Annotated in this window: 20 protein-coding genes; 16 read left to right on the plus strand and 4 right to left on the minus strand. The window is 58.9% G+C overall.

What is annotated here, in order from left to right:
* Positions 1 to 14 precede the first annotated feature (14 nt).
* From CFter6_RS20210 to CFter6_RS20225, 4 genes are read right to left on the minus strand one after another with little or no spacing between them, the layout of a single operon-like run.
* Positions 15 to 542: a pilus assembly PilX family protein gene (locus CFter6_RS20210; protein WP_167351422.1), complete on the minus strand. Its 528-nt coding sequence runs from the start codon at positions 540 to 542 to the stop codon at positions 15 to 17.
* Positions 543 to 573: 31 nt separating this feature from the next.
* Positions 574 to 1452: a PilW family protein gene (locus tag CFter6_RS20215; RefSeq protein ID WP_167351423.1), complete on the minus strand. Its 879-nt coding sequence runs from the start codon at positions 1450 to 1452 to the stop codon at positions 574 to 576.
* 11 nt (positions 1453 to 1463) lie between these two features.
* Positions 1464 to 2009, minus strand: a complete 546-nt coding sequence (pilV, locus tag CFter6_RS20220; protein ID WP_082814899.1) for a type IV pilus modification protein PilV — start codon at positions 2007 to 2009, stop codon at positions 1464 to 1466.
* A gap of 21 nt (positions 2010 to 2030) precedes the next feature.
* The gene (locus CFter6_RS20225) at positions 2031 to 2699 is read right to left on the minus strand and encodes a GspH/FimT family pseudopilin (RefSeq protein ID WP_082814900.1); all 669 of its coding nucleotides are present in this window, start codon (positions 2697 to 2699) and stop codon (positions 2031 to 2033) included.
* Positions 2700 to 3023: 324 nt separating this feature from the next.
* Between CFter6_RS20225 and CFter6_RS20230 the strand changes: the two genes are divergently transcribed.
* The 16 genes from CFter6_RS20230 to CFter6_RS20305 all read left to right on the plus strand — a co-directional run bounded on the left by CFter6_RS20230 (position 3024) and on the right by CFter6_RS20305 (position 20888).
* Entirely contained in the window at positions 3024 to 3374 is a 351-nt protein-coding gene (locus tag CFter6_RS20230; protein ID WP_061541447.1) for a hypothetical protein, read from the plus strand.
* A 36-nt stretch (positions 3375 to 3410) separates the two neighbouring features.
* Positions 3411 to 4751: a tRNA (N6-isopentenyl adenosine(37)-C2)-methylthiotransferase MiaB gene (gene miaB / locus CFter6_RS20235; protein ID WP_061542492.1), complete on the plus strand. Its 1341-nt coding sequence runs from the start codon at positions 3411 to 3413 to the stop codon at positions 4749 to 4751.
* 46 nt (positions 4752 to 4797) lie between these two features.
* Positions 4798 to 5958 (plus strand): PhoH family protein, encoded by a 1161-nt coding sequence (locus tag CFter6_RS20240; RefSeq protein ID WP_061541448.1) that lies wholly within the window; start codon positions 4798 to 4800, stop codon positions 5956 to 5958.
* A gap of 5 nt (positions 5959 to 5963) precedes the next feature.
* Positions 5964 to 6437 carry an rRNA maturation RNase YbeY gene (ybeY, locus tag CFter6_RS20245; protein ID WP_061541449.1) on the plus strand — a complete coding sequence of 158 codons (474 nt, stop codon included), beginning with the start codon at positions 5964 to 5966 and terminating at the stop codon, positions 6435 to 6437.
* A gap of 197 nt (positions 6438 to 6634) precedes the next feature.
* Complete coding sequence (locus CFter6_RS20250) at positions 6635 to 7270, plus strand: cytochrome b/b6 domain-containing protein (protein WP_061541450.1); 636 nt, start codon at positions 6635 to 6637, stop codon at positions 7268 to 7270.
* A 17-nt stretch (positions 7271 to 7287) separates the two neighbouring features.
* Positions 7288 to 8061, plus strand: coding sequence for a molybdopterin-dependent oxidoreductase (locus CFter6_RS20255; RefSeq protein WP_061541451.1), 774 nt, complete (start codon positions 7288 to 7290; stop codon positions 8059 to 8061).
* A 68-nt stretch (positions 8062 to 8129) separates the two neighbouring features.
* The gene (locus tag CFter6_RS20260; protein WP_061541452.1) at positions 8130 to 8444 is read left to right on the plus strand and encodes a pentapeptide MXKDX repeat protein; all 315 of its coding nucleotides are present in this window, start codon (positions 8130 to 8132) and stop codon (positions 8442 to 8444) included.
* Between the two features lie 176 nt (positions 8445 to 8620).
* Positions 8621 to 9502 (plus strand): HlyC/CorC family transporter, encoded by an 882-nt coding sequence (locus CFter6_RS20265; protein ID WP_014007590.1) that lies wholly within the window; start codon positions 8621 to 8623, stop codon positions 9500 to 9502.
* An 89-nt stretch (positions 9503 to 9591) separates the two neighbouring features.
* Positions 9592 to 11133 (plus strand): apolipoprotein N-acyltransferase, encoded by a 1542-nt coding sequence (gene lnt, locus CFter6_RS20270; protein ID WP_061541453.1) that lies wholly within the window; start codon positions 9592 to 9594, stop codon positions 11131 to 11133.
* 396 nt (positions 11134 to 11529) lie between these two features.
* Complete coding sequence (glyQ, locus tag CFter6_RS20275; protein WP_014007592.1) at positions 11530 to 12510, plus strand: glycine--tRNA ligase subunit alpha; 981 nt, start codon at positions 11530 to 11532, stop codon at positions 12508 to 12510.
* 11 nt (positions 12511 to 12521) lie between these two features.
* Positions 12522 to 14642 carry a glycine--tRNA ligase subunit beta gene (glyS, locus tag CFter6_RS20280; protein WP_041743687.1) on the plus strand — a complete coding sequence of 707 codons (2121 nt, stop codon included), beginning with the start codon at positions 12522 to 12524 and terminating at the stop codon, positions 14640 to 14642.
* A 16-nt stretch (positions 14643 to 14658) separates the two neighbouring features.
* Entirely contained in the window at positions 14659 to 15216 is a 558-nt protein-coding gene (gene gmhB / locus CFter6_RS20285; RefSeq protein ID WP_061541454.1) for a D-glycero-beta-D-manno-heptose 1,7-bisphosphate 7-phosphatase, read from the plus strand.
* A gap of 59 nt (positions 15217 to 15275) precedes the next feature.
* Positions 15276 to 16019 carry a lysophospholipid acyltransferase family protein gene (locus CFter6_RS20290; protein WP_061541455.1) on the plus strand — a complete coding sequence of 248 codons (744 nt, stop codon included), beginning with the start codon at positions 15276 to 15278 and terminating at the stop codon, positions 16017 to 16019.
* A gap of 20 nt (positions 16020 to 16039) precedes the next feature.
* Positions 16040 to 16981 carry a M48 family metallopeptidase gene (locus CFter6_RS20295; RefSeq protein ID WP_082814901.1) on the plus strand — a complete coding sequence of 314 codons (942 nt, stop codon included), beginning with the start codon at positions 16040 to 16042 and terminating at the stop codon, positions 16979 to 16981.
* Between the two features lie 116 nt (positions 16982 to 17097).
* A complete protein-coding gene (gene gloA, locus CFter6_RS20300; RefSeq protein WP_061541456.1) occupies positions 17098 to 17508 on the plus strand; it encodes a lactoylglutathione lyase in 411 nt (136 codons plus the stop codon).
* A gap of 464 nt (positions 17509 to 17972) precedes the next feature.
* Positions 17973 to 20888 (plus strand): ESPR-type extended signal peptide-containing protein, encoded by a 2916-nt coding sequence (locus CFter6_RS20305; RefSeq protein ID WP_167351424.1) that lies wholly within the window; start codon positions 17973 to 17975, stop codon positions 20886 to 20888.
* The last annotated feature ends 1 nt before the right edge of the window (position 20889 follow it).

Genomic DNA, 20889 nt, shown 5'->3' on the forward strand with positions numbered 1-20889 from the left:
AGTACTCCCTACACTCAGAATTTTAGATAACTTTGCAGTAACACCACTGCATTATTTGTGACATCCGTGCCGCGCCCGGTTATCCGGTATACCTTGTCGGTCAAGTCGCGCTTGGGCTGCGTCGGTCCCAGGCCTATCGTGGCTGTGACATCTTCGATGATGCATTGCGGCTGCGGAGGAGTCCCGCCAGTCCAGGAAACGCCGTTAGGCAGGGCAACTGCGGGCAGTTTGGCGGTTGTCGCCGGCGCCGAGGTTCCCCAGGTTGCACTGTTGTCCCATACGCTTGGACTGGTGGTCGAAGTCGTCAGCATGCTGCTCAAGGGTTTGCCGCCGATAGAATTGTTTTGCGCTCCGGCTTCGCAATACCGCAATGCTCTCTCGGCCGCCTGGAAAGCCGCCTGCTGGTTGCGTGTATTTGCCGCCATCTTTTCATCCAGTGTCACATTGCGGATAGCGACTGTGCCAATCAGCATCATGACGACCAGGAAAATCAGCACCATCGGCAGTGCAATGCCTGATTGCTGGAGTTTTGTCTTTGCCATAAACATGTCTGGTAAGTTGGTCCGGTGCGAATTAGTTGATCAGGCTGGGAGTAGCGTTGTTACGCAAGGTAAATACCTGCGTCATGGTGGTATGCAGCAGATGATCCGATGCAGTAACCGACTGGCCGCTGCAATTGGTGTACGTCTGGCCCGCGCTCGTCGATATCACATTGTTGGAACTGTGGATATCCAGGCATACGGTGGCCGTTATCACCGTGCCCCATCCAGCCCGGTTATTGTCATTAAAGGCCACCGCGCCAGCAGTACTCGCATTGACCCCCGTTTGCGTCGGCACATACTTGCTGGCGGTATCAACTCCATAAGTGACTTTCAACTGATCTACATTACTCAATATCTTCTGGGCGGTGCCGCCAGGATTTCCCATGCAATACAAGATCGACGTGGCGGCATCGCGGTAAAAACTATTGGTAATGAGGCCACCCTGTGTGGCCGTTGCGCCGATGGCCTTCACGCCGCTGCAATCGACTCCTGCGCCGCTGATCGGACTATTGGTCGCATCGTACGGCTCGCTGGTGTAGCTGACAGCAAACGCCGAGTCGGCGCCGGCCGCGCTGGCGCAGGCTGGTACCGTAGCAATCGGCATTGCAAAACCGTTATCGCAACCGATCAAGCCGGTCAATGTGGGGGCGCTCACCGGCGGAAAATCCGTCGTATTACCCGTGAGCATATTGCCGTAGCCGGCCTGCATCAGATTGCGGCCGATCAGATTCAAGGCGAAGCGCCCGTCTTCCTGAATGCGCGCATTGTCATCGTTCAGGCGCGAACTGGATTTGCTATTGAAATACAGACTGCTGAGGAACAACATAAGGATCAGCCCTATCGTCACCGACACCAGCAATTCGACCAACGTAAAACCCCGCATGCTGCGACGCAGATTACCTGTATTCATTTGAGAAATCATCATGGCGTCACCACAGTCAAAAAGCAGCGCACTGCAGCTTTATCGTTAGCGCTGAACCCGCCGGGGAACACTGAGTTGTCGCACCCCGAGTCCGTAGCTGTTTTATCTGGTTCGCTGAAATAAACCGTCACGACAAAACCGTTGGTGCTGTCGCCGGATACCGTACCCCAACCGCCCGCCATCGCATTGCTCATGGAAAGGCGCCAGTTGTATATATCCTGGGTAGCGATCTCCGCCGGTGTGCAGGCTCCGCTCACCGCACAAGCCGCCGCAGTCGAATTGGCCGGATACGTTTTGTCGGTGATATACCCGCCAGCATTGGCGCCAGCCGCATTGGCGCGTATCCGGTCGCCGATGTCGGCACTGTACTGGCTGGCCAAAGAACGAAAATTCGCCACCTTTTGATAGCGCAATGCTGCCACTTGCAAGCCAGCGAGACCGAGCAGCGCAAATGCCGAAATGGTGATCGCAATCAATACTTCGATCATGCCGACCCCGCGTTGCCGACCGGATCTATGCAATATTTTTTTGTTGAGAAAAGCCATATTTCCTATCTCTCTTCCGTCTTAACACGCATCGCCAGGCTTGATAGCCCTGGTTCGCCCGCTTGGATCAAAACAGACCAGTCGTGAAAATTTGGTGTTGAATGCAAACGTAAAATAGCCAGGAGGCGCCGCTATGGGCGCACCCATGGCGTTATAAGTGATAGAGGTGGCGGTAGACGCAGGTACAAGACTAGTGCCGCTGGTAAAAGCTCCTTGACGCGCCAAAATCAGATGGGCGGACCCTGCTGCGGTGGTAGGGGTATCGGACGCCGTGCCGACATATACCAGCCAGCCGTCTTTCCAATCGCTGCCGCTGGTGTCGCAGACATTTGATCCGGTTTCTGCTCCAACGCTGCGGCAAATAGTTACTGCGCCAGCGCGTTGAATCGCTTCGGAGCGAGTCAGCATGGTGGCGGCAATGAATTCATTTACATTGCCGGATAAACGATTCTGGCTGATGAAATTGCCCATGGCCGGCATGCCGACTGCGGCCAGGATCGCCACCACAGCGATAGTGGTGATCAATTCGAGTAAGGTAAAACCTTTGCTGATATCAGGCATGGTGTACTTGTTGTTCTTTTCAAAAGATAAGGCAGTCTCAGCATTTCTTTGCACGCTACACTCCCCCCGGAAAACGTCGATTGCAACCGATGCCAAATTATAGGTTTTACATTTCCACAAAGAAACCATTTCAGCCCCCGTCCGTCGCCGCCAAAATACCACTCATCAACAATCATTACCAAAAACACAATTACATACATATTCCCTTGAATTCCCGGCCAAACGCCGAACACCGAACGCCCCCTCCCTACCTCATCAATCCACCCGCCAAATGCTATAATCCGCGCTTCCCGCAAACGGGCCGATAGTCCCCCGGAACGCGGCCCGGCACCGACGCAACAAACGGATCGCGCATGCGCGTCCGGCAATGCTGGTCACTTTGAGCTGTCCCTAAAAGATTGTTTTCAACACCATGCACAGATGCGGCATGGTTTTCATTGAATGGAGTTTGCTATGTCGGCAACAATGCGGCCCGTCCGCCTGCTCATGATCTTCCTGCTGGCGACGCTGGCCTTTTCCGCGATGGCGGTGAACCGCGATTTCCCGGCTTCGGCCTTGCGCGGCAAATTGACTATCACCGATTACCCGAACGTCACGGTCAATGGCAATGCGCTGCGGCTGTCGCCCGGATCGCGCATCTGGAATACCCAGCAATTGACCCAGATCCCCAGCTCTCTGGGCGCGGATACTTACCAGGTGAATTACACCCTGAACATACAAGGCGATATCGACCGCGTCTGGATCCTGACCGCGGATGAAGCCGGCCAGAAGATCGAAGCGCAGCGCAATGGCATGAAGCGCTAGTTAAAAGGTAGTTATTAGGCAGTCATGGAAAAAACGATGCAAAAGAAAGTATTCATCAAGACCTTCGGGTGCCAGATGAACGAGTACGACTCGGACAAGATGGCCGACGTCCTGAACGCCTCCGATGGCTTGATCAAGACTGATCGCCCGGAAGATGCCGACGTGATCCTGCTGAATACCTGTTCTGTGCGCGAGAAGGCGCAGGAGAAAGTGTTTTCCGACCTCGGCCGCCTGCGCGAACTGAAACGCAACAATCCCGACCTGCTGATTGGCGTAGGCGGCTGCGTGGCTTCGCAAGAAGGCGCGGCGATCGTCAAACGCGCGCCGTATGTCGACATGGTGTTCGGTCCGCAGACCCTGCACCGCCTGCCGGAGATGATCAGCCAGCGGCGCGCCACCGGCCATTCGCAAGTCGACATCAGCTTTCCCGAAATCGAGAAATTCGACCACATGCCGCCGGCCAAGGTCGAGGGTGCGACCGCATTCGTCTCGATCATGGAAGGCTGCAGCAAATATTGCAGCTACTGCGTGGTGCCCTACACCCGCGGCGAGGAAGTCTCGCGCCGGTTTGAAGATGTCTTGACAGAGGTGGCCGGACTGGCCGAGCAGGGCGTCAAGGAAATCACGCTGCTGGGGCAAAACGTCAACGCCTTCCGCGGCGCCATGGCGGATGGCGAGATTGCCGATTTCGCGCTGCTGATCGAGTACATTGCCGAGATTCCCGGCATCGAGCGGATCCGCTTCGTCACCAGCCATCCCAAGGAATTCACGCAGCGCCTGATCGACACTTACGCCAAGGTGCCGAAGCTGGTCGACCACTTGTACCTGCCGGCGCAGCACGGTTCGGACCGCATCTTGTCAGCAATGAAGCGCGGCTACACCGTGCTGGAATACAAATCGGTAATCCGCCGCCTGCGCCAGGTCCGTCCCAACATCACGATTTCCAGCGACTTCATCGTTGGCTTCCCGGGCGAGACCGATGCCGATTTCGAGGCGCTGATGAAGCTGATCACCGACATAGGCTACGACAACAGCTTCAGTTTCATTTTCAGCCCGCGTCCCGGCACGCCGGCCGCCAACCTGCAGGACGACACGCCGCACGAAGTCAAGCTGAAGCGGCTGCAGCACCTGCAGGCGACGGTTGAAGCAAACATGGCCAAGATCAGTGAAGCGATGGTCGGTTCGGTGCAGCGTATCCTGGTGGAAGGTCCGTCCAAGAAGAATCCGGCCGAACTGCAGGGGCGCACCGAGAACAACCGGGTAGTCAATTTCGAGGCCGGCCCGAACGCCGCGCGCCTGGTCGGTGAACTGATCGACGTCAGGATTACGGAAACCCTCACCTATACCTTGCGCGGCGAAATCGTCGTCGCCGAATAGCTGGCAGCGCCCACCGACCAATCAAACAAGATAAACACAGCCCAGTTTGAAAACTAAAACCCCTACCCAGCCGCATTACTTCATCCCGCAACCGCTGGACAATACGCGGCTGGCGCACTTGTGCGGACCACTGGATGAAAACCTGCGGCAGATTTCCGCGGCGCTGGACGTGTCGATTTTCCGGCGCGGCGACAAATTCATCGCCGCCGGCGGCAATGCCGAACGCGCGGTGGAAATCCTCGACCAGTTTTACGCTGTCGCCAACAAAGTGATCTCGGTCGATGAGATCCAGCTGGCGCTGGTCGAGCAGCGCGCCAAACTGGGTATGAAACCAAAAGCCGCGAAAACCGCCAAGGGCAACGGCAAGGCCACCGGCGAAGCTGGCGCCGACACCAATGCCGATCCCGCGGATGCAGAGCTGACCGAAACGGATATCGAAAGTCCCGTGCTGAAAACCCGGCGCAGCGACCTGCGCGGCCGCACGCCGCACCAAAGCCAGTACATCCGTTCGATCCTGGAACATGACGTCACGCTGGGCATAGGCCCGGCCGGCACCGGCAAGACCTACCTGGCGGTTGCCTGCGCGGTAGACGCGCTGGAACGCGATGCGGTCAAGCGCATCGTGCTGACGCGGCCGGCGGTCGAGGCCGGCGAGCGGCTGGGTTTCCTGCCTGGCGACCTGGCGCAGAAAGTCGACCCCTACCTGCGCCCCCTGTACGACGCGCTATACGACTTGCTGGGTTTCGACCGCACCCAAAAGATGTTCGAGAAGCAGGCGATCGAGATCGCGCCGCTGGCTTACATGCGCGGCCGCACGCTGAACCATGCTTTCATCATCCTGGACGAGGCGCAAAACACCACGCCGGAACAGATGAAGATGTTCCTGACCCGGATCGGTTTCGGCAGCAAGGCCGTGGTCACCGGCGACGTCACCCAGATCGACTTGCAGCGCGGCCAGAAGAGCGGCCTGATCGATGCCATGAACATCCTGAAAGACGTGCGCGGCATCGCCTTTACCCGCTTCAACAGCAGCGACGTAGTGCGTCACCCCTTGGTGGCGCGCATTGTCGACGCTTATGAATCCGCGGCGCAGGCAGCGCCGGTGGCGTCCACCCATGGCGTCATCGAAGCCGCCACGCCGCAAGCCGTGAAACCTGCCAAACCGGTGCAGACCGGGATTACCAAAACAGCCCGGAATCGTAAGTAAGCGCAATGCCAAAAAAAAATAAACTCTCCCTGTCGGTGCAATACCCTGATCCGCGCCTGCAAGAAAGCGTGCCGCGTCCGCAGCTGCGGCGCTGGGTGCAAGCCGCCCTGTTGGCGCCGGCCGAACTGACGATCCGTTTTGTCGACGCCGACGAAGGCCGCGCCCTGAACCGCGACTATCGCGGCAAGGATTACGCCACCAACGTGCTGACCTTCGCTTATTCGGAAGACCAGGAAGAAAAAGAGCAAGACAGCGGCATTACCCAGGCCGACATCATCCTGTGCACCGACGTCTTGCAGCGCGAAGCGGAAGAACAAGGCAAGACGCTGGTGGAACATGCCGCCCACCTGGTGGTGCATGGCGTCCTGCATGCGCAAGGTTATGACCATGAAGACGACGAAGAAGCGATTGAAATGGAAAGCCTGGAAATCGAAATATTGGACAACCTTGGCTGGCCTAACCCCTACGCCGACCGATAATTTCCCCGCTCCCCGATAAAACGCCGCTTCTGCGGCGTTTTTCATTTCTGAGTCGATTTTTTATTTTTTCTTAAAAATCAATAACTTGCAGATACAAACGTTGCCGCCGAGACATTACATATCTTCGCTTATCTTTTTTATTAATAAGATTATGATGAATTCATGTAATGAACCGAGCTGGCCCGCGACTAAGCCACATGAAAACCAACATTGCTCAGTTGCCGGAGACTATCGTGAACCAAATCAAGCCTCCCGTCGTTCACCCGATCTGGCTGCGCGTCACCCACTGGCTCAACGCGCTGGCCGTGATCATCATGATCCTGAGCGGCTGGCGCATCTATAACGCATCGCCGATTTTCCCGTTTCGTATTCCCAGCGAATGGACGCTGGGCGGCTGGCTGGGCGGCGCCTTGCAATGGCATTTTGCGGCGATGTGGCTGCTGTTCTTCAACGGTCTGGTTTACCTGCTGCTGAATACCGGCAGCGGTCGCCTGTGGAAGAAATTCCTGCCGCTGCGCCCCACCGAAGTGGTGCAAGACTTCGTCAAAGCCCTGCGCGGCAAGCTGCAGCACGACGCGCTCGACCACTACAACGCAGTCCAGAAACTGGCGTATGTCTCGGTCATCCTGGACTTGATCCTGCTGGTGGTGTCGGGCCTGGCGATCTGGAAATCGGTGCAGTTCCCGCTGCTGCGCGAACTGATGGGCGGCTTCGACAACGCCCGGGTCGTGCATTTCTGCGCGATGAGCTTCCTGGTCGCATTTATCGTGGTGCACATCATCATGGTGGCGCTGGTTCCACGCACGCTGCTGGCCATGCTGCGCGGCCGTTAAGGTGAATTGAGACAATCATGTTCAAGAAAAATATCAACCTGGCGCTCGATACCGAATCGATACTGAAAGACGCCCAACGCGAACTGGCGTTGCCGTCGCGCCGCCTGTTTGCGAAACGTGCGCTCACCCTGGGCGGCCTGTCGCTGCTGACCGGCTGCAACATTACCGACGAGCCGTCCGTCAACAGCATGCTGGAACGCATCTCGCGCATGAACGACGGCGTGCAGGGATGGCTGTTCGATCCGAAGCGCCTGGCGCCGACGTATACCCAGGCTGAAATGACCCGCCCGTTTCCCTTCAATGCGTTTTACGCCATCGAGGAAGTGCCGGAAATCGACGGCGACGATTATCGGCTCGAAATCAGTGGCCTGGTAAGCGACAAACGCTCCTGGACATTGCAGCAGCTGCACAAGCTGCCGCAGAACGAGCAGATCACACGCCACATCTGCGTCGAAGGCTGGAGCGCCATCGGCCGCTGGGGCGGCGTTCCGTTCTCTTATTTCCTGAAGCAGATCGGCGCCGACCTGAGCGCCAAATATATCGATTTCAAATGCGGCGACGATTACCACACCAGCATCGACATGCCGACCGCATTGCATCCGCAGACCCAGCTGACCTTGACTTACGACGGCCAGATCCTGCCGCCGAAATACGGTTTCCCGATGAAACTGCGGATGCCGACCAAACTTGGCTACAAGAATCCGAAACACATTACTTCAATCGAAGTAACAAACTCGTACCCCGGCGGTTACTGGGAAGACCAGGGGTACAACTGGTTCGGCGGTGCTTAGGCTGGCGAGCAGCCGGCAACATTCGCTGATTTTTACGGCACTTTTGCCACTTTTACCTGGAGATTCAAATGAAAAAAAGCCTCACAACCCTGTTGGTTACCTGCCTGATGATGACAGCCGGCGGCGTCTATGCACAAGATGCCATGTCGAAGGACGCCATGTCCAAAGATGCTATGTCCAAGGATGCGATGTCCAAGGACGCCATGTCGAAAGATGCAATGGGCAAGGATGCCATGGACAAGCCGGGCATGGCCAAAGATGCAATGAAAAAGAAAGCCCATACCAAAAAAGACGCGATGTCCAAGGATGCAATGGGCAAAGATGCAATGGGTAAGGACGCCATGGGCAAGGACGGCATGGCTAAAGATGGAATGAGCAAATAATCATCTTTATTACCGCCCGGCGGACCATGTTTTCGGGCATGGTCCGCTTTTTTATGCAAAAAATTGCCTCCCGGAACTGCGATCTGAGCCTGCGGTCACACGCGTTTCGTCGTCCTGTCACATATTTGTTGTATGCTATTGCTTCCAAAACAATGTGAAACCAAGGCTAACGCCATATGCCAGAGCACCCTAGTAGCGTCAAATCATTTGACGCTAAACCCCACCGGTCGTTATTCGAACGCCTGACCGCACTGATTTCTCCTGAACCTGAAAACCGCGCCGAACTGCTCGACGTGCTGCAAGACGCACACGAACGCAACCTGATCGACGCCGATGCGCTGTCGATGATCGAAGGCGTGTTCCAGGTCTCCGACCTCTCCGCCCGCGACATCATGATCCCGCGTTCGCAAATGGACATGATCGACGTCACCAAACCGATAGAAGACTGGATGCCGGAAGTCTTGTCGACCGCCCACTCGCGCTTCCCTGCCGTCGATGGCGAGCGCGACAAGGTGATCGGCATCCTGCTGGCGAAAGACTTGCTGCGCTATTACGCCGAAGAGTCTTTCGACGTGCGCGACATGCTGCGGCCGGCGGTCTTCATCCCGGAATCGAAACGCCTCAACGTCCTGCTGCGCGATTTCCGCGCCAACCGCAACCACATGGCGATCGTGGTCGACGAATACGGCGGCGTCGCCGGCCTGATCACGATTGAAGACGTGCTGGAACAGATCGTCGGCGATATCGAGGACGAGTACGACTTCGACGAAGAAGAAGACAATATCCTGGCCATCCGCGACGGCGACCACGGCGGCCGCTGGCGCGTCAAGGCGCTGACCGAAATCGAACAGTTCAACGAAACGCTGGAGACGGCGCTGGTCGACGAAGACGTCGACACCATCGGCGGCCTGGTCGCCAACCACCTGGGACGCGTGCCGCGCAAGGGCGACGAGTTCACGATAGACAATGTGCGCTTTGAAGTGCTGCGCGCCGACGCGCGCCAGGTGCATGTCTTGCTGGTCGAAAAACTGTCGGAATCGGCTCAGGAAGAATCCTGAAAAGAGCGTGGGCCGGCCCGCCTGCCGTGCCGGCCCACTCCATCCAAGAGCAAGATAAGAGCAAAACAAGAGCAAGACCGCCGCTGCCCATGAGTTTTCGCCTGACTTCAATTCCTAAACTTCCCCTGCTGCTGCCGCTGGCCGCCCTCACCGGCGCCATCAACGTGTTCGCCTTCGCGCCGTACGGATTGTGGCCGCTGCAACTGCTGACGCTGGCGCTGTTCGTGTTCTGCCTGATCCGCGTCCCCACCATCAAGCATGGCGCCCTGCTGGGCTGGGCCTACAGCTTCGGCTGGGTGGCGCACGGCGTCTACTGGATTTATATTTCGCTGCACGACTTTGGCGGTTTGCCGGGCTGGCTGACGGCGTTGGCGATAGCATTGCTGGCGGCGATCATGGGGCTGTACACAGCTATGGGCACCGCTGCCGCGCTGTGGCTGCGGCGCCGCTGGTCGGCTTCGCCGCTGCTGTTTGCGCTGGCGATTTTTCCGGCCCTGTGGGCGCTGACGGAATGGCTGCGCGGCTGGCTGTTTACCGGCTTTCCCTGGCTGATTTCGGGTTATGCCCACACGACCGGCCCGCTGGCCGGTTATGCGCCGCTGGTCGGCGTATACGGCATTGGCGGCATTGCGGCATTGGTCGCCGGCTGCCTGGCTTTGCTGCCGCAATATAAAAAACCGGCGATCGCCGCTGTGCTGGTGCTGGCTGCTGGCCTTGGTCTACACCAGGTCAACTGGACTGCGCCGCATGGCAAGCCGATTTCGGTGCGCCTGCTGCAAGGCAACGTGCCGCAGGAAGAAAAATTCGACAACGCACAGATCGTCAATTCCTTGCGCCTGTATATCGACATGATCCGCTCCGCCCCAGCAGACCTGATCGCCACGCCCGAGACGGCGATACCTATCCTGCAAACCCAGCTGCCGCCGGATTACGTGCCTGCGCTGGCCGACTTCGCCCGGCAGAGCGGCAGCCACATCGCATTAGGCATTCCCTATACCGATGGCCCCGAGCGCTACTCCAACAGCGTGATCGGCATCTCGCCCCTGGCCACGGATCCGGCTTATCGCTACGACAAACAGCATCTGGTGCCGTTCGGCGAATTCGTGCCGCTCGGGTTCCGCTGGTTTGTCGACATGATGAACATCCCGCTCGGCGATTTCACCCGTGGCGCAGTGGTGCAAGCGCCATTCGCGGTGAAAGACCAATGGGTGCTGCCCAACATCTGCTACGAAGACTTGTTCGGCGAAGAAATCGCCGGCCAGCTGGCTGCCACCCAAGCCGCCGGCAAGCCAACCGCCACACTGCTGCTGAACATGTCGAATATCGCCTGGTTCGGGAATACGATTGCACTGCCGCAACATTTACAGATCTCGCAAATGCGCAGCCTGGAAACCGGCCGCCCGATGCTGCGCGCGACCAATACCGGCGCCACCGCGCTGATCGATCCGCACGGCGTCGTCAGCATCCAGCTGGTCCCGTACAGCCGCGCCACGCTGGCGGTGCCGGTGCAAGGCTATAGCGGCACAACCCCGTATATCCGGCTGGGTAATCGCCTGATGCTGGTCCTGGCGCTGGCGATGCTAGCCGCCAGCTGGTGGTGGAGCCGCCGCAAAGCGCGCCGGCAGCCTTAGGGCCTGTTTCCCCTTGATTTGGGAGATGCGTTCAAGCCAAAACGTGTGATGGCAAGGCGCGTGGCACAGCAGGGGCTGATGCCCCTGCAAGCCATGCAACGCGGCCAGCGCACGTTTTGGCTTGAACCCTTCGGGAACGGCGGCAGGCGTCGCATGCCGTTGTTGCAGGGGGCGGCCATCCGCATCCTTGCCGTAGCACCGCTACGTCGCGTCGCTGCGCCTAGGCACGCAACGCCTGCCGCGCGTTCGCACTCCCAAATCAAGGGGGAACAGGCCCTAAAGCCCTCAAAACCCGCTAAAATCGCTGGTTTTAGCGCTCATCCTTTTGCGCTCTTTGTTATCCCTGGATTTCGCCCGATTCGTCGGCACTTTACCGTATGGAAAAGCAACAAAACGATGCTTACATTTCAACAAATCATTCTTAAACTACAAGATTATTGGGACGCTCAGGGCTGCGCCCTGCTGCAGCCCTACGACATGGAAGTCGGCGCCGGCACTTCGCATACCGCGACCTTCCTGCGCGCCATCGGCCCCGAACCCTGGCGCGCCGCCTATGTGCAGCCGTCGCGCCGTCCCAAGGACGGCCGTTATGGCGAAAACCCGAACCGCCTGCAGCATTATTATCAATACCAGGTAGTACTCAAGCCAGCGCCGGAAAACATCCTCGATCTGTACCTCGGCTCGCTGGCAGCACTCGGCCTGGATCTCAAGCGCAACGATGTGCGCTTCGTCGAAGACGACTGGGAAAACCCGACCCTGGGCGCCTGGGGCCTGGGCTGGGAAGTCTGGCTGAACGGCATGGAAGTGACTCAGTTCACCTACTTCCAGCAAGTCGGCGGCCTCGATTGCAAACCGGTGCTGGGTGAGATCACCTATGGCATCGAGCGCCTGGCGATGTACTTGCAGGGCGTGGAAAATGTCTACGACCTGGTGTGGACCGAATGGGTCGAGAATGGCGTGACCAAGAAGCTCAGCTACGGCGACGTCTTCCACCAGAACGAAGTCGAACAGTCGACTTATAACTTCGAACACGCCAACACGGAATTCCTGTTCCCGCTGTTCGGCAACTACGAAGCCGAAGCCAAACGCCTGCTGGCGGTGCCGCTGGCGTTGCCGGCTTACGAGATGGTACTGAAAGCCGCGCATACTTTCAACCTGCTGGATGCGCGCGGCGCGATCTCGGTCACCGAACGCGCCGCCTACATGGGCCGGATCCGCAACCTGTCGCGCGCGGTGGCGCAGGCATATTACGATTCACGGGCAAAACTGGGTTTCCCGATGTGGGAGATCACCAAGGAAAACGGCGATCTGTTGTTGCAAGAATTTGGAGATGAATACATGGCGGCAGTAGCGCAGCGTGCGGGAGAAGCAGTATGAAGGACACGCTTTTGAACCAGACCCTGCTGATTGAAATTTTCACGGAAGAACTGCCGCCGAAAGCATTGGCGAAACTCGGCGATGCTTTTGCCAGCGGTATTTTCAACGGCTTGAAGTCACGCGATTTCCTGGACGACGGCGCCGTCGCCACTGCCTTCGCCACGCCGCGCCGGCTGGCGGTCGCCATCAGCAATGTGCGCGCCACCTCACTCGATAAAACCATGCGCGAAAAAGTGCTGCCGGTATCGGTGGCGCTGGATGCCGAAGGCCGCGCCACGGCGCCGCTGGTCAAGAAACTGGCGGCACTGGCCGCACAATGCCGCCAGGCGGTGATTACCCCGGCCGAACTGGAACGCGCACCTGACGGCAAGGCCGAAAGTTTTTTCTACAGCTATACCGCCAAAGGCGTGGCGCTGCCTGCCGGTTTGCAAGTGGTGCTGGAAGATACCGTGGCAAAATTGCCGATCCCGAAAGTGATGAGCTACCAGCGCCAGCACGGCCACGCGGCCGGCCATACCGTTCGTTTTGTGCGGCCGGCGCACAGCCTGGTGGCGCTGCACGGCGAACAGGTACTGCCTTTGACCCTGCTCGGCCTGGATGCGGACCGCCTGACCGAAGGCCATCGTTTCCTGTCGCCAGGCCGCATCACCCTGGCCGACGCCGACAGCTACGCAGTAACGCTGGCCGAACAAGGCAAAGTCATCGCCAGCTTCAGCGAACGCAAGGAAAAAATCCGCAAGGACCTGTTGGAAGGGGCAAAAAAGTCTGCGGCCGACGACCAGGTGCTGATGCCGGAAGCGCTGCTGGACGAAGTTACGGCGCTGGTTGAATGGCCGGTGGTGTATGCCTGCAAATTCGAAGACGAATTCCTCAGCGTCCCGCAGGAATGCCTGATCCTGACGATGCAGACCAACCAGAAGTATTTTGCCCTGACAGATAGCGCCGGCAAGCTGCGCTCGCGTTTCCTGATTGTCTCCAACCTGCAGACCAGTGAACCGCACTACATTATCGAAGGCAATGAGCGCGTGGTGCGCCCGCGCCTGTCCGACGCCAAGTTCTTCTTCGAGCAGGACCAGAAAAAGAAACTGGCCGAACGCGTACCTCTGCTGGCCAATGTGGTCTATCACAACAAGCTCGGCAACCAGCTGCAGCGCACAGAACGGGTCAAGACCCTGGCCGCGGCGATTGCGTCGCTGCTCGGCAGCGATGCCGCACTGGCCGAACGCGCGGCGCTGCTGGCCAAGGCCGACCTGCTGACTGACATGGTCGGCGAGTTCCCTGAACTGCAAGGCATCATGGGCAATTATTACGCACGCCACGACGGCGAAGCGGACGACGTCGCCCTGGCCATTTCGGAACACTACCAGCCGCGCTTTGCCGGCGACGCCCTGCCCACTACCGACACCAGCGTTGCAGTGGCGCTGGCGGACAAGCTGGAAACCCTGGTCGGGATCTGGGGCATCGGCTTGCAGCCGACCGGCGACAAGGATCCGTTCGCCCTGCGCCGTCATGCGCTGGGCATCCTGCGCATGCTGCTGGAAAAACGCCTGCCGATATCGCTCACGCAGTTGCTAAGCAATGCCGCCCAGCAGTTCGCCGGCAACAGCAACTTCAAGGATCCAGGCAGCGACGTACTGCCGTTCCTGTACGACCGCCTGCGCGGCCTGCTGCGCGAACGCGGTTATGCGCCGAACGAAATTGAAGCGGTAGTGGCGCAGCAGCCAGAGCGGCTCGACAACATCATCGAACGCCTGGATGCGGTGCAAGCGTTTGCCGCCTTGCCAGAGGCGGAAGCGCTGGCCGCGGCCAACAAGCGCATCACCAACATCCTGAAAAAGACCGAAGGCGTCGGCAGCACTGTGCAGCAAGACCTGCTGCGCGACAGCGCCGAACAATCGCTGTTCGCGGCGATGAATGCGCTCAAGCCGGAGGTCGATGCCGCCTTTGCCAAGGGCGATTTCAGCACCGCCTTGAAAGCACTGGCGCGGCTGCGGGAAAACGTCGACGGTTTCTTCAACGATGTGATGGTGATGGCCGACGACGAGCAATTGCGCAACAACCGCCTGGCGTTGCTGGCGAACCTGCATGTAATGCTGAACCAGGTCGCCGACATTTCCAAGCTGGCTGCCTAAGTTATTTAAGGTCACCATGAAATTAATCATCCTCGACCGCGACGGCGTCATCAACCACGACTCGGATGCCTTCATCAAATCACCGGATGAATGGATCCCGATCAAAGGTTCGCTGGAAGCCATAGCCCGCCTGAACCAGGCAGGCTATCGAGTGGTGGTGGCGACCAACCAGTCGGGCATCGCGCGCGGCTTGTTCGACATGCCGACCCTGATGGCGATCCATCAGAAAATGCATGAAGCAGCGCAGCTGGTCGGCGCCGAAATCGATGCCATCTTTTTTTGCCCGCATGCCGCCGACGACAACTGCGATTGCCGCAAGCCCAAGGCTGGCATGTTCCACGACATCGGCAAGCGCTTCGAGGTCAGCCTGCGCGGCGGCGTAGCGACGGTAGGCGACTCGCTGCGCGACCTGCAGGCAGGTTTTGTGGCCGGCTGCGCGCCTTATCTGGTGCTTACCGGTAAAGGCGAAAAGACGCGCGACAAAGGCGGCCTGCCGCCCGGCACCCTGATTTTTCCTGACCTGGCGGCAGTAGTTGAATTCCTGCTGAAGAAACCGGTGGAGCTGGCAGTTTGATGAACGGCCGGCTCCGTCCTGCAAAAAGATAGCTTGTTTAAAAAATACCTGGAGTCTGCATGTCGCGTTTTTTCCTGTTTTTACGTTCCCTGCTGTTTTTCTTTCTGATGACAGTCCTGACGGTAGTCTGGTCGATGGCTTGCCTCTTGTTCGCCCCCTTTCCTTACGCTCGGCGCTATTACCTGACGGCGCGCTGGAACGTCATCGTGGTCTGGATGGCCAAGGTGATCTGCGGGATCCGTTACGAGGTCAAGGGTTTTGAGAACTTCCCCGACGCCCCTGCGGTGGTGCTGAGCAAACACCAGTCGGCATGGGAAACGATTTTCCTGCTGCAGATGACACCCCGCCCGCTGGTGTTCGTGTTCAAGAAATCGCTGACCTATATTCCGTTTTTCGGCTGGGGCATCGCCTTGCTGCGGATGATTCCAATCGACCGCAGCAAAGGCCGCGACGCTTTCGCCCAAGTGGTGGTGCAAGGACGCAAGCGGCTGGCCGACGGCCAATGGATCATCATGTTCCCGGAAGGTACACGGATTCCGGTTGGCCAGACCGGCAAATACAAGAACGGCGGCACGCGCCTGGCGGTGGAAACCAATACCGTGGTGGTGCCGATCGCGCACAACGCCGGCGAGTGCTGGCCGAAGAATTCTTTCATCAAGAAACCCGGACTGATCACCGTCTCGATCGGCCAGCCGATTTCGCCGGAAGGCCTGGATAGCAGCGAGCTGATGGCGAAAGTCGAAAATTGGATAGAATCTGAAATGCGTGTGATTTCACCGCATGTTTATTCCAAGCAGCAATAACCCCTCCAGTTTGGACACCATTGAAATTATTGCATCAAAAGCCAGCAAAGCCGCGCCTGGGACCGCATGGTCGGCCCCAGGGCAAGGCACAGCAGCAGCAAGCGCTGCAACTGGACTTGTTTGCCGACGGGTTTGCCAGCGACGTGATCGCCAGCATGCCGCCGGTCGAGGCGCCGCCCGCCAATTCACAGCCAAGGCCGCAAGCCCTTGCTCCCGACGAACCGACAGCCCTGGCGCCCGGCAAACGCCGCCTGCGCTTCGGCGAACATGTACTCGACTACACCCTGCTGCGCTCCAAACGGCGCTCCATCGGCTTCCTGATCAGCGATGACGGCCTGCGCGTCACTGCTCCCAAGTGGGTGACCCTGGGCGATATCGAAATCGCCATACGCGAAAAGAAACGTTGGATTTTTACCAAGCTGAGCGAATACCGCGACCGCTCGACGCGCCGCATGCAGCCGCAGATGCAATGGCGCGACGGCGAGACCCTGCCGTATATGGGACGCAGCATCACCCTGCGCATCCACGCCACCCAGAAGGCCGGCATCCACTTCGACGACGCCAGCGACCAGTTGATTGTCTGCCTGCCGGCCGACGCCGGCGAGCAGCAGCTCAAGGACCGCGTGCTGGGCTGGCTGCAGCTGGAAGCCAAGCGCGTATTTGGCGAACGGCTGCCGATCTATGCAGAAAAACTCGGCGTCACCTACCAGTCGTTCGCGCTGTCGTCGGCCACTACCCAATGGGGATCGTGCACCTCGGAAGGCAAGATCCGGCTGAACTGGCGGCTGATGCATTTTGCATTGCCGCTAATCGATTACGTGATTGCGCACGAGTTGTCGCATCTGCGCGAGATGAACCACAGCCCGCGTTTCTGGGCTACCGTGCAATCGATTTTCCCCGAATTCGAAACGGCCAGGAAAACCCTGCGCGACAGCGCCCAGGAAACCCTGCCGGTTTTTTGACGCCGAGCCTCATCACGCGCTTCACCACGTACTCCATCATTTTCCCGGCCGATTTAGAATATCGGCTGAGCGTCCTGAGCAATGCACCTCTCCTTCCCAACCAGTGAGAAAATATCATGAGAATCCTCCATACCATGCTGCGCGTCGGCAACCTGCAACGTTCCATCGATTTCTACACCAAGGTGCTGGGCATGAAACTGCTGCGCACCAACGATAATCCCGAATACAAATACACCTTGGCTTTTGTCGGTTACGGCAGCAATCCCGATCATGCCGAACTCGAACTGACCTATAACTATGGCGTTGAAAGCTATGACCAGGGTACGGCTTTCGGGCACATGGCGGTGGCGGTCGAAGATGCCTATAAAGCCTGCGCCGACGTCAAGGCACAAGGCGGCAACGTGACGCGCGAAGCCGGGCCGGTGAAGGGCGGCAGCACTGTGATCGCTTTTGTCCAGGATCCCGACGGCTATAAAATCGAACTGATCGAGCGCAAGGAAGGGATTTCCGCCAGCGCTGCTTTATAAGCCCCAACAGCAAAAAATAGGCAGTACGCCAGCAATCATCATCCGCCGCCTGGCGGATGTATTTTATGCACCATGCACACACGTGCTGTAGCGTCAGGTTTGCAGCAAAGCATTCATCGACGGCGCCCATCTCCTGGACTGATCGCATCCTGCCGCTAGCCTGATCCAAGAACCATGCGCGGCTTTGCTGTGCCGCCGCCCCACCTCATCGATGCCGCCACCGCGGCTCCCTCTCCAGCGGTAGCGCTCGTCAGATCGCGTCTCTGCGATTTCTCATCTGCCGCATTGCATTTTAAAAACGCAAAGCTCAAGCCGATCCGGCCAGCTCCGGCATCGCTCCTTCATTGCCTGATCAGACCCTGGAAAAAACCTACGGAAATCTCGGAATTTTCCTATTCCCGAGACAAAAAATGCATTCCATGCTTCCACTGCAGTTATCAGAAAAACATACAAAAGGAGTCATCATGAATCAGTCATATCGCGTAGTTTGGCAAGCGTCCGCGAATACTTGCCGTGTCGTCTCGGAACTGGCAAAAGCAAAAGGGAAATCCACATCCCGCAAGACAGGACGCGCCAAAATGCTGGTCCGTATCGCCGCAGTCAGCCTCGGCATGCTGGGAGCGGACGCCGCGCTTGCCAATGCCGAAACCACAGAAGAAGCAGGCGCCGGCAACCAGTTTCAGGTCAGCTGCCTTGGTGCGGACGAGCGTACACAACGCCATCGGAACGCCAGCGATAAAAATGACTGCAAGGACAGCACCGCCAAAATCAATCCTGACAGCTCTACGGCTGCGCGGCAAGGACAGATCACCACCTCGCCGACTCCTTACAATAGCGAGCAAGCCACTACACGGTTTGCCGCACCTTCCCCTGCTTCCGGCATCGAACTCGTCGCCGAAGCCACTGACGCACGCACTACAACCGGAAGCAACGCGAAGCCCGACGCCGTCGACAGCATCTCCGCGGGCAAAGCCGGCAGCGAACGGCAGATCACCAATCTTGCCGCAGGAACCAGGGACACTGATGCGGTCAATCTCGGGCAAGTAAAGCTATTGGCAGGTGACGGCAGCAGCCAGCGCTACCTCCAGGTCAACGGCAAGAACGACAGTAGCGACAATGCCCTGGCCAGCGGCTACAACGCCGCCGCAATCGGCGTCCAGGCAGCGGCGACCGGGGCCGGCGCAACGGCGCTCGGTTCTCAAAGTCATGCCCTGGGCGATTACAGCATCTCCAGCGGCTATGGTTCAGTCGCCAGAGGCGACAACAGCATTGCTTCCGGTTATTCCGCTGTGGCCAACGACGAAGCAGCCATTGCCATAGGAAAATTCAGCACAGCCAAAGGTGCCCGCAGCGTCGCTATAGGCGCCAATAGCATGGCAAGCAATGTCGATGCCTCAGCGGCAGGCGCATTTAGCAGCGCAACAGGGATTGGCGCATCGGCATTCGGCGCCCACGCCTTGGCCGGAGGCGACTATAGCATCGTGGCAGGCAGCAACGCTCAGGCGCTGGGAGAGGCGAGCAGCGCTTTTGGCGGCGACGCAAATGCGACTGCCTACGGCAGTAGCGCCATCGGCGCCAGCGCCCGGGCCGCCGGCATCGGTTCGGTCGCGGTCGGCATTAACGCCAACGCCACGGCCCTGGAAAGCAGTGCGTTGGGTGCCGATAGCGTCGCAAAAGCTTACCGCTCTACCGCCGTCGGTTCACAATCCTATGCCGCTGAAGATCACAGTGCCGCTTTCGGCGCAAGTGCTGCAGCGCTGGCCATCAATAGCAGCGCAATAGGCGCCGCCAGCCGGGCCGAAGCCAACAATAGTGTCGCGCTGGGGGTCGATTCCGTGGCTGACCGCGCCAACTCGGTGTCGGTCGGCAGTGCCGGCAACCAGCGTCAGATTGCCAATGTCGCAGCGGGCACGGAAGCTGGCGATGCCATCAACAAAGGGCAACTGGATACCCTGGCTGACAGCGTCGGCAGCGCCAGTCATTATTTCGCGGTCAACGGCAGCAACGATGGCAGCAACAATGCCACGGCATCGGGTGACAACAGCATGGCGGCCGGCTCGTCGGCGTCGGCCGTGGGCGATGGCGCCAGCGCATTCGGCACCAGCACCTTGGCTGCTGGAACAGGTTCGCTGGCCTTGGGTGCTGGCGCTACTGCTATATCGGATCCGGACAGCGATGCCAATATAGCCATCGGCGCCAATGCGCGGGCGATGAACCCTGCCGGCGGCGGCATCGCCATCGGTACCGACGCCGCAGTGCAAGCCAGCGGCATTGCCATGGGTACTTCCGCATTAGCTTATGGCAGCGGCAGCCTTGCCTTGGGCGCGACGACTGTTGCCGAAGGCAATAACTCCATAGCGATTGGCGGTAGCTATGAATTTATAGACGGCGACGATCCCGGGGTGGTCGAAGGCACCACTGCCCTTGGCAGGAACAGTGTTGCCTTGGGAGCCAGCGCGCGGGCCAACGGCGACAACAGTGTCGCCATCGGCCCGCGTGCGACAGCCAGCGGCAGCGGCTCGGTAGCCCTGGGCCTGCTCTCGTACGCAGACCGCGACAATACCGTATCGGTGGGCAACAGCCTGACCGGAAGCACGCGCCAGATCACCAACGTGCAAGCCGGAACGGAAGATCATGACGCCGTCAACCTACAGCAAATGAACAGCGCCATTGGCGGCGTCAGCGGCAGTCTCGACAGCGTTGCAAACATGCTGGGCGGTGGCGCGATGATGGGATCAAACGGCTTTACCGGTCCGGTTTTCGCTATCCAAGGCAGCAACTACCACACTGTCGGCGATGCGTTCGGTGCGTTGGACGGCGCCCTGGACTCTCTCGGCAATCGCGTCAGCGATCTGGAAAACGGCAAGACGCAGGCCTTGGCGCAAGACGTCAAACCAGTGGCGAAAATGTCGCGTGAGGCCGCGCCATCGACCAACGGCGTCAACGCTGAGGCCGACAGCGGCAAGGATATCGCGACCCAGGATCAAGTCGAAGAAGTCCGGGACTATGCCGATGCCGGCGACAAACAGACTTTAAGCAGCGCTAATCAATATACCGATAGCAAGATGGCGGACAAGGTCAGCCAGAGCGACTTCAACGAGTTCAAGGGCAATGTCGACCAGCGCTTTGACAAGGTCAACAAGCGGATCAGCCGCGTCGGCGCCATGGCCAGCGCGATGGCCGGCATGGCGGGCGCCATCGCTGCAGCCCCCGCCAACGAAAACCGCGTCAGTGCAGCGCTCGGTGGGTACGGCGGGCAAACGGCGCTATCGTTGGGCTATGCTAAACGCATCTCCAACAGAGGCGCGGTACTGATCGGCGGCTCGATTGCCAGCGGCGGCGAATCCAGCGGTACGGTCGGCGTCAGTTTCGGCTGGTAAG

The organism is Collimonas fungivorans (assembly GCF_001584145.1).
Taxonomy (GTDB): domain Bacteria; phylum Pseudomonadota; class Gammaproteobacteria; order Burkholderiales; family Burkholderiaceae_D; genus Collimonas; species Collimonas fungivorans.

Excerpts from the sequence above, each read along its gene's own strand:
- CFter6_RS20210 (WP_167351422.1), bottom strand. The coding sequence starts at position 542 with ATGGCAAAGACAAAACTCCAGCAATCAGGCATTGCACTGCCGATGGTG.
- CFter6_RS20215 (WP_167351423.1), bottom strand. The coding sequence starts at position 1,452 with ATGAATACAGGTAATCTGCGTCGCAGCATGCGGGGTTTTACGTTGGTC.
- pilV (WP_082814899.1), bottom strand. The coding sequence starts at position 2,009 with ATGGCTTTTCTCAACAAAAAAATATTGCATAGATCCGGTCGGCAACGC.
- CFter6_RS20225 (WP_082814900.1), bottom strand. The coding sequence starts at position 2,699 with ATGGTTTCTTTGTGGAAATGTAAAACCTATAATTTGGCATCGGTTGCA.
- CFter6_RS20230 (WP_061541447.1), top strand. The coding sequence starts at position 3,024 with ATGTCGGCAACAATGCGGCCCGTCCGCCTGCTCATGATCTTCCTGCTG.
- miaB (WP_061542492.1), top strand. The coding sequence starts at position 3,411 with ATGCAAAAGAAAGTATTCATCAAGACCTTCGGGTGCCAGATGAACGAG.
- ybeY (WP_061541449.1), top strand. The coding sequence starts at position 5,964 with ATGCCAAAAAAAAATAAACTCTCCCTGTCGGTGCAATACCCTGATCCG.
- CFter6_RS20250 (WP_061541450.1), top strand. The coding sequence starts at position 6,635 with ATGAAAACCAACATTGCTCAGTTGCCGGAGACTATCGTGAACCAAATC.
- CFter6_RS20255 (WP_061541451.1), top strand. The coding sequence starts at position 7,288 with ATGTTCAAGAAAAATATCAACCTGGCGCTCGATACCGAATCGATACTG.
- CFter6_RS20260 (WP_061541452.1), top strand. The coding sequence starts at position 8,130 with ATGAAAAAAAGCCTCACAACCCTGTTGGTTACCTGCCTGATGATGACA.
- CFter6_RS20265 (WP_014007590.1), top strand. The coding sequence starts at position 8,621 with ATGCCAGAGCACCCTAGTAGCGTCAAATCATTTGACGCTAAACCCCAC.
- lnt (WP_061541453.1), top strand. The coding sequence starts at position 9,592 with ATGAGTTTTCGCCTGACTTCAATTCCTAAACTTCCCCTGCTGCTGCCG.
- glyQ (WP_014007592.1), top strand. The coding sequence starts at position 11,530 with ATGCTTACATTTCAACAAATCATTCTTAAACTACAAGATTATTGGGAC.
- gmhB (WP_061541454.1), top strand. The coding sequence starts at position 14,659 with ATGAAATTAATCATCCTCGACCGCGACGGCGTCATCAACCACGACTCG.
- CFter6_RS20290 (WP_061541455.1), top strand. The coding sequence starts at position 15,276 with ATGTCGCGTTTTTTCCTGTTTTTACGTTCCCTGCTGTTTTTCTTTCTG.
- gloA (WP_061541456.1), top strand. The coding sequence starts at position 17,098 with ATGAGAATCCTCCATACCATGCTGCGCGTCGGCAACCTGCAACGTTCC.
- CFter6_RS20305 (WP_167351424.1), top strand. The coding sequence starts at position 17,973 with ATGAATCAGTCATATCGCGTAGTTTGGCAAGCGTCCGCGAATACTTGC.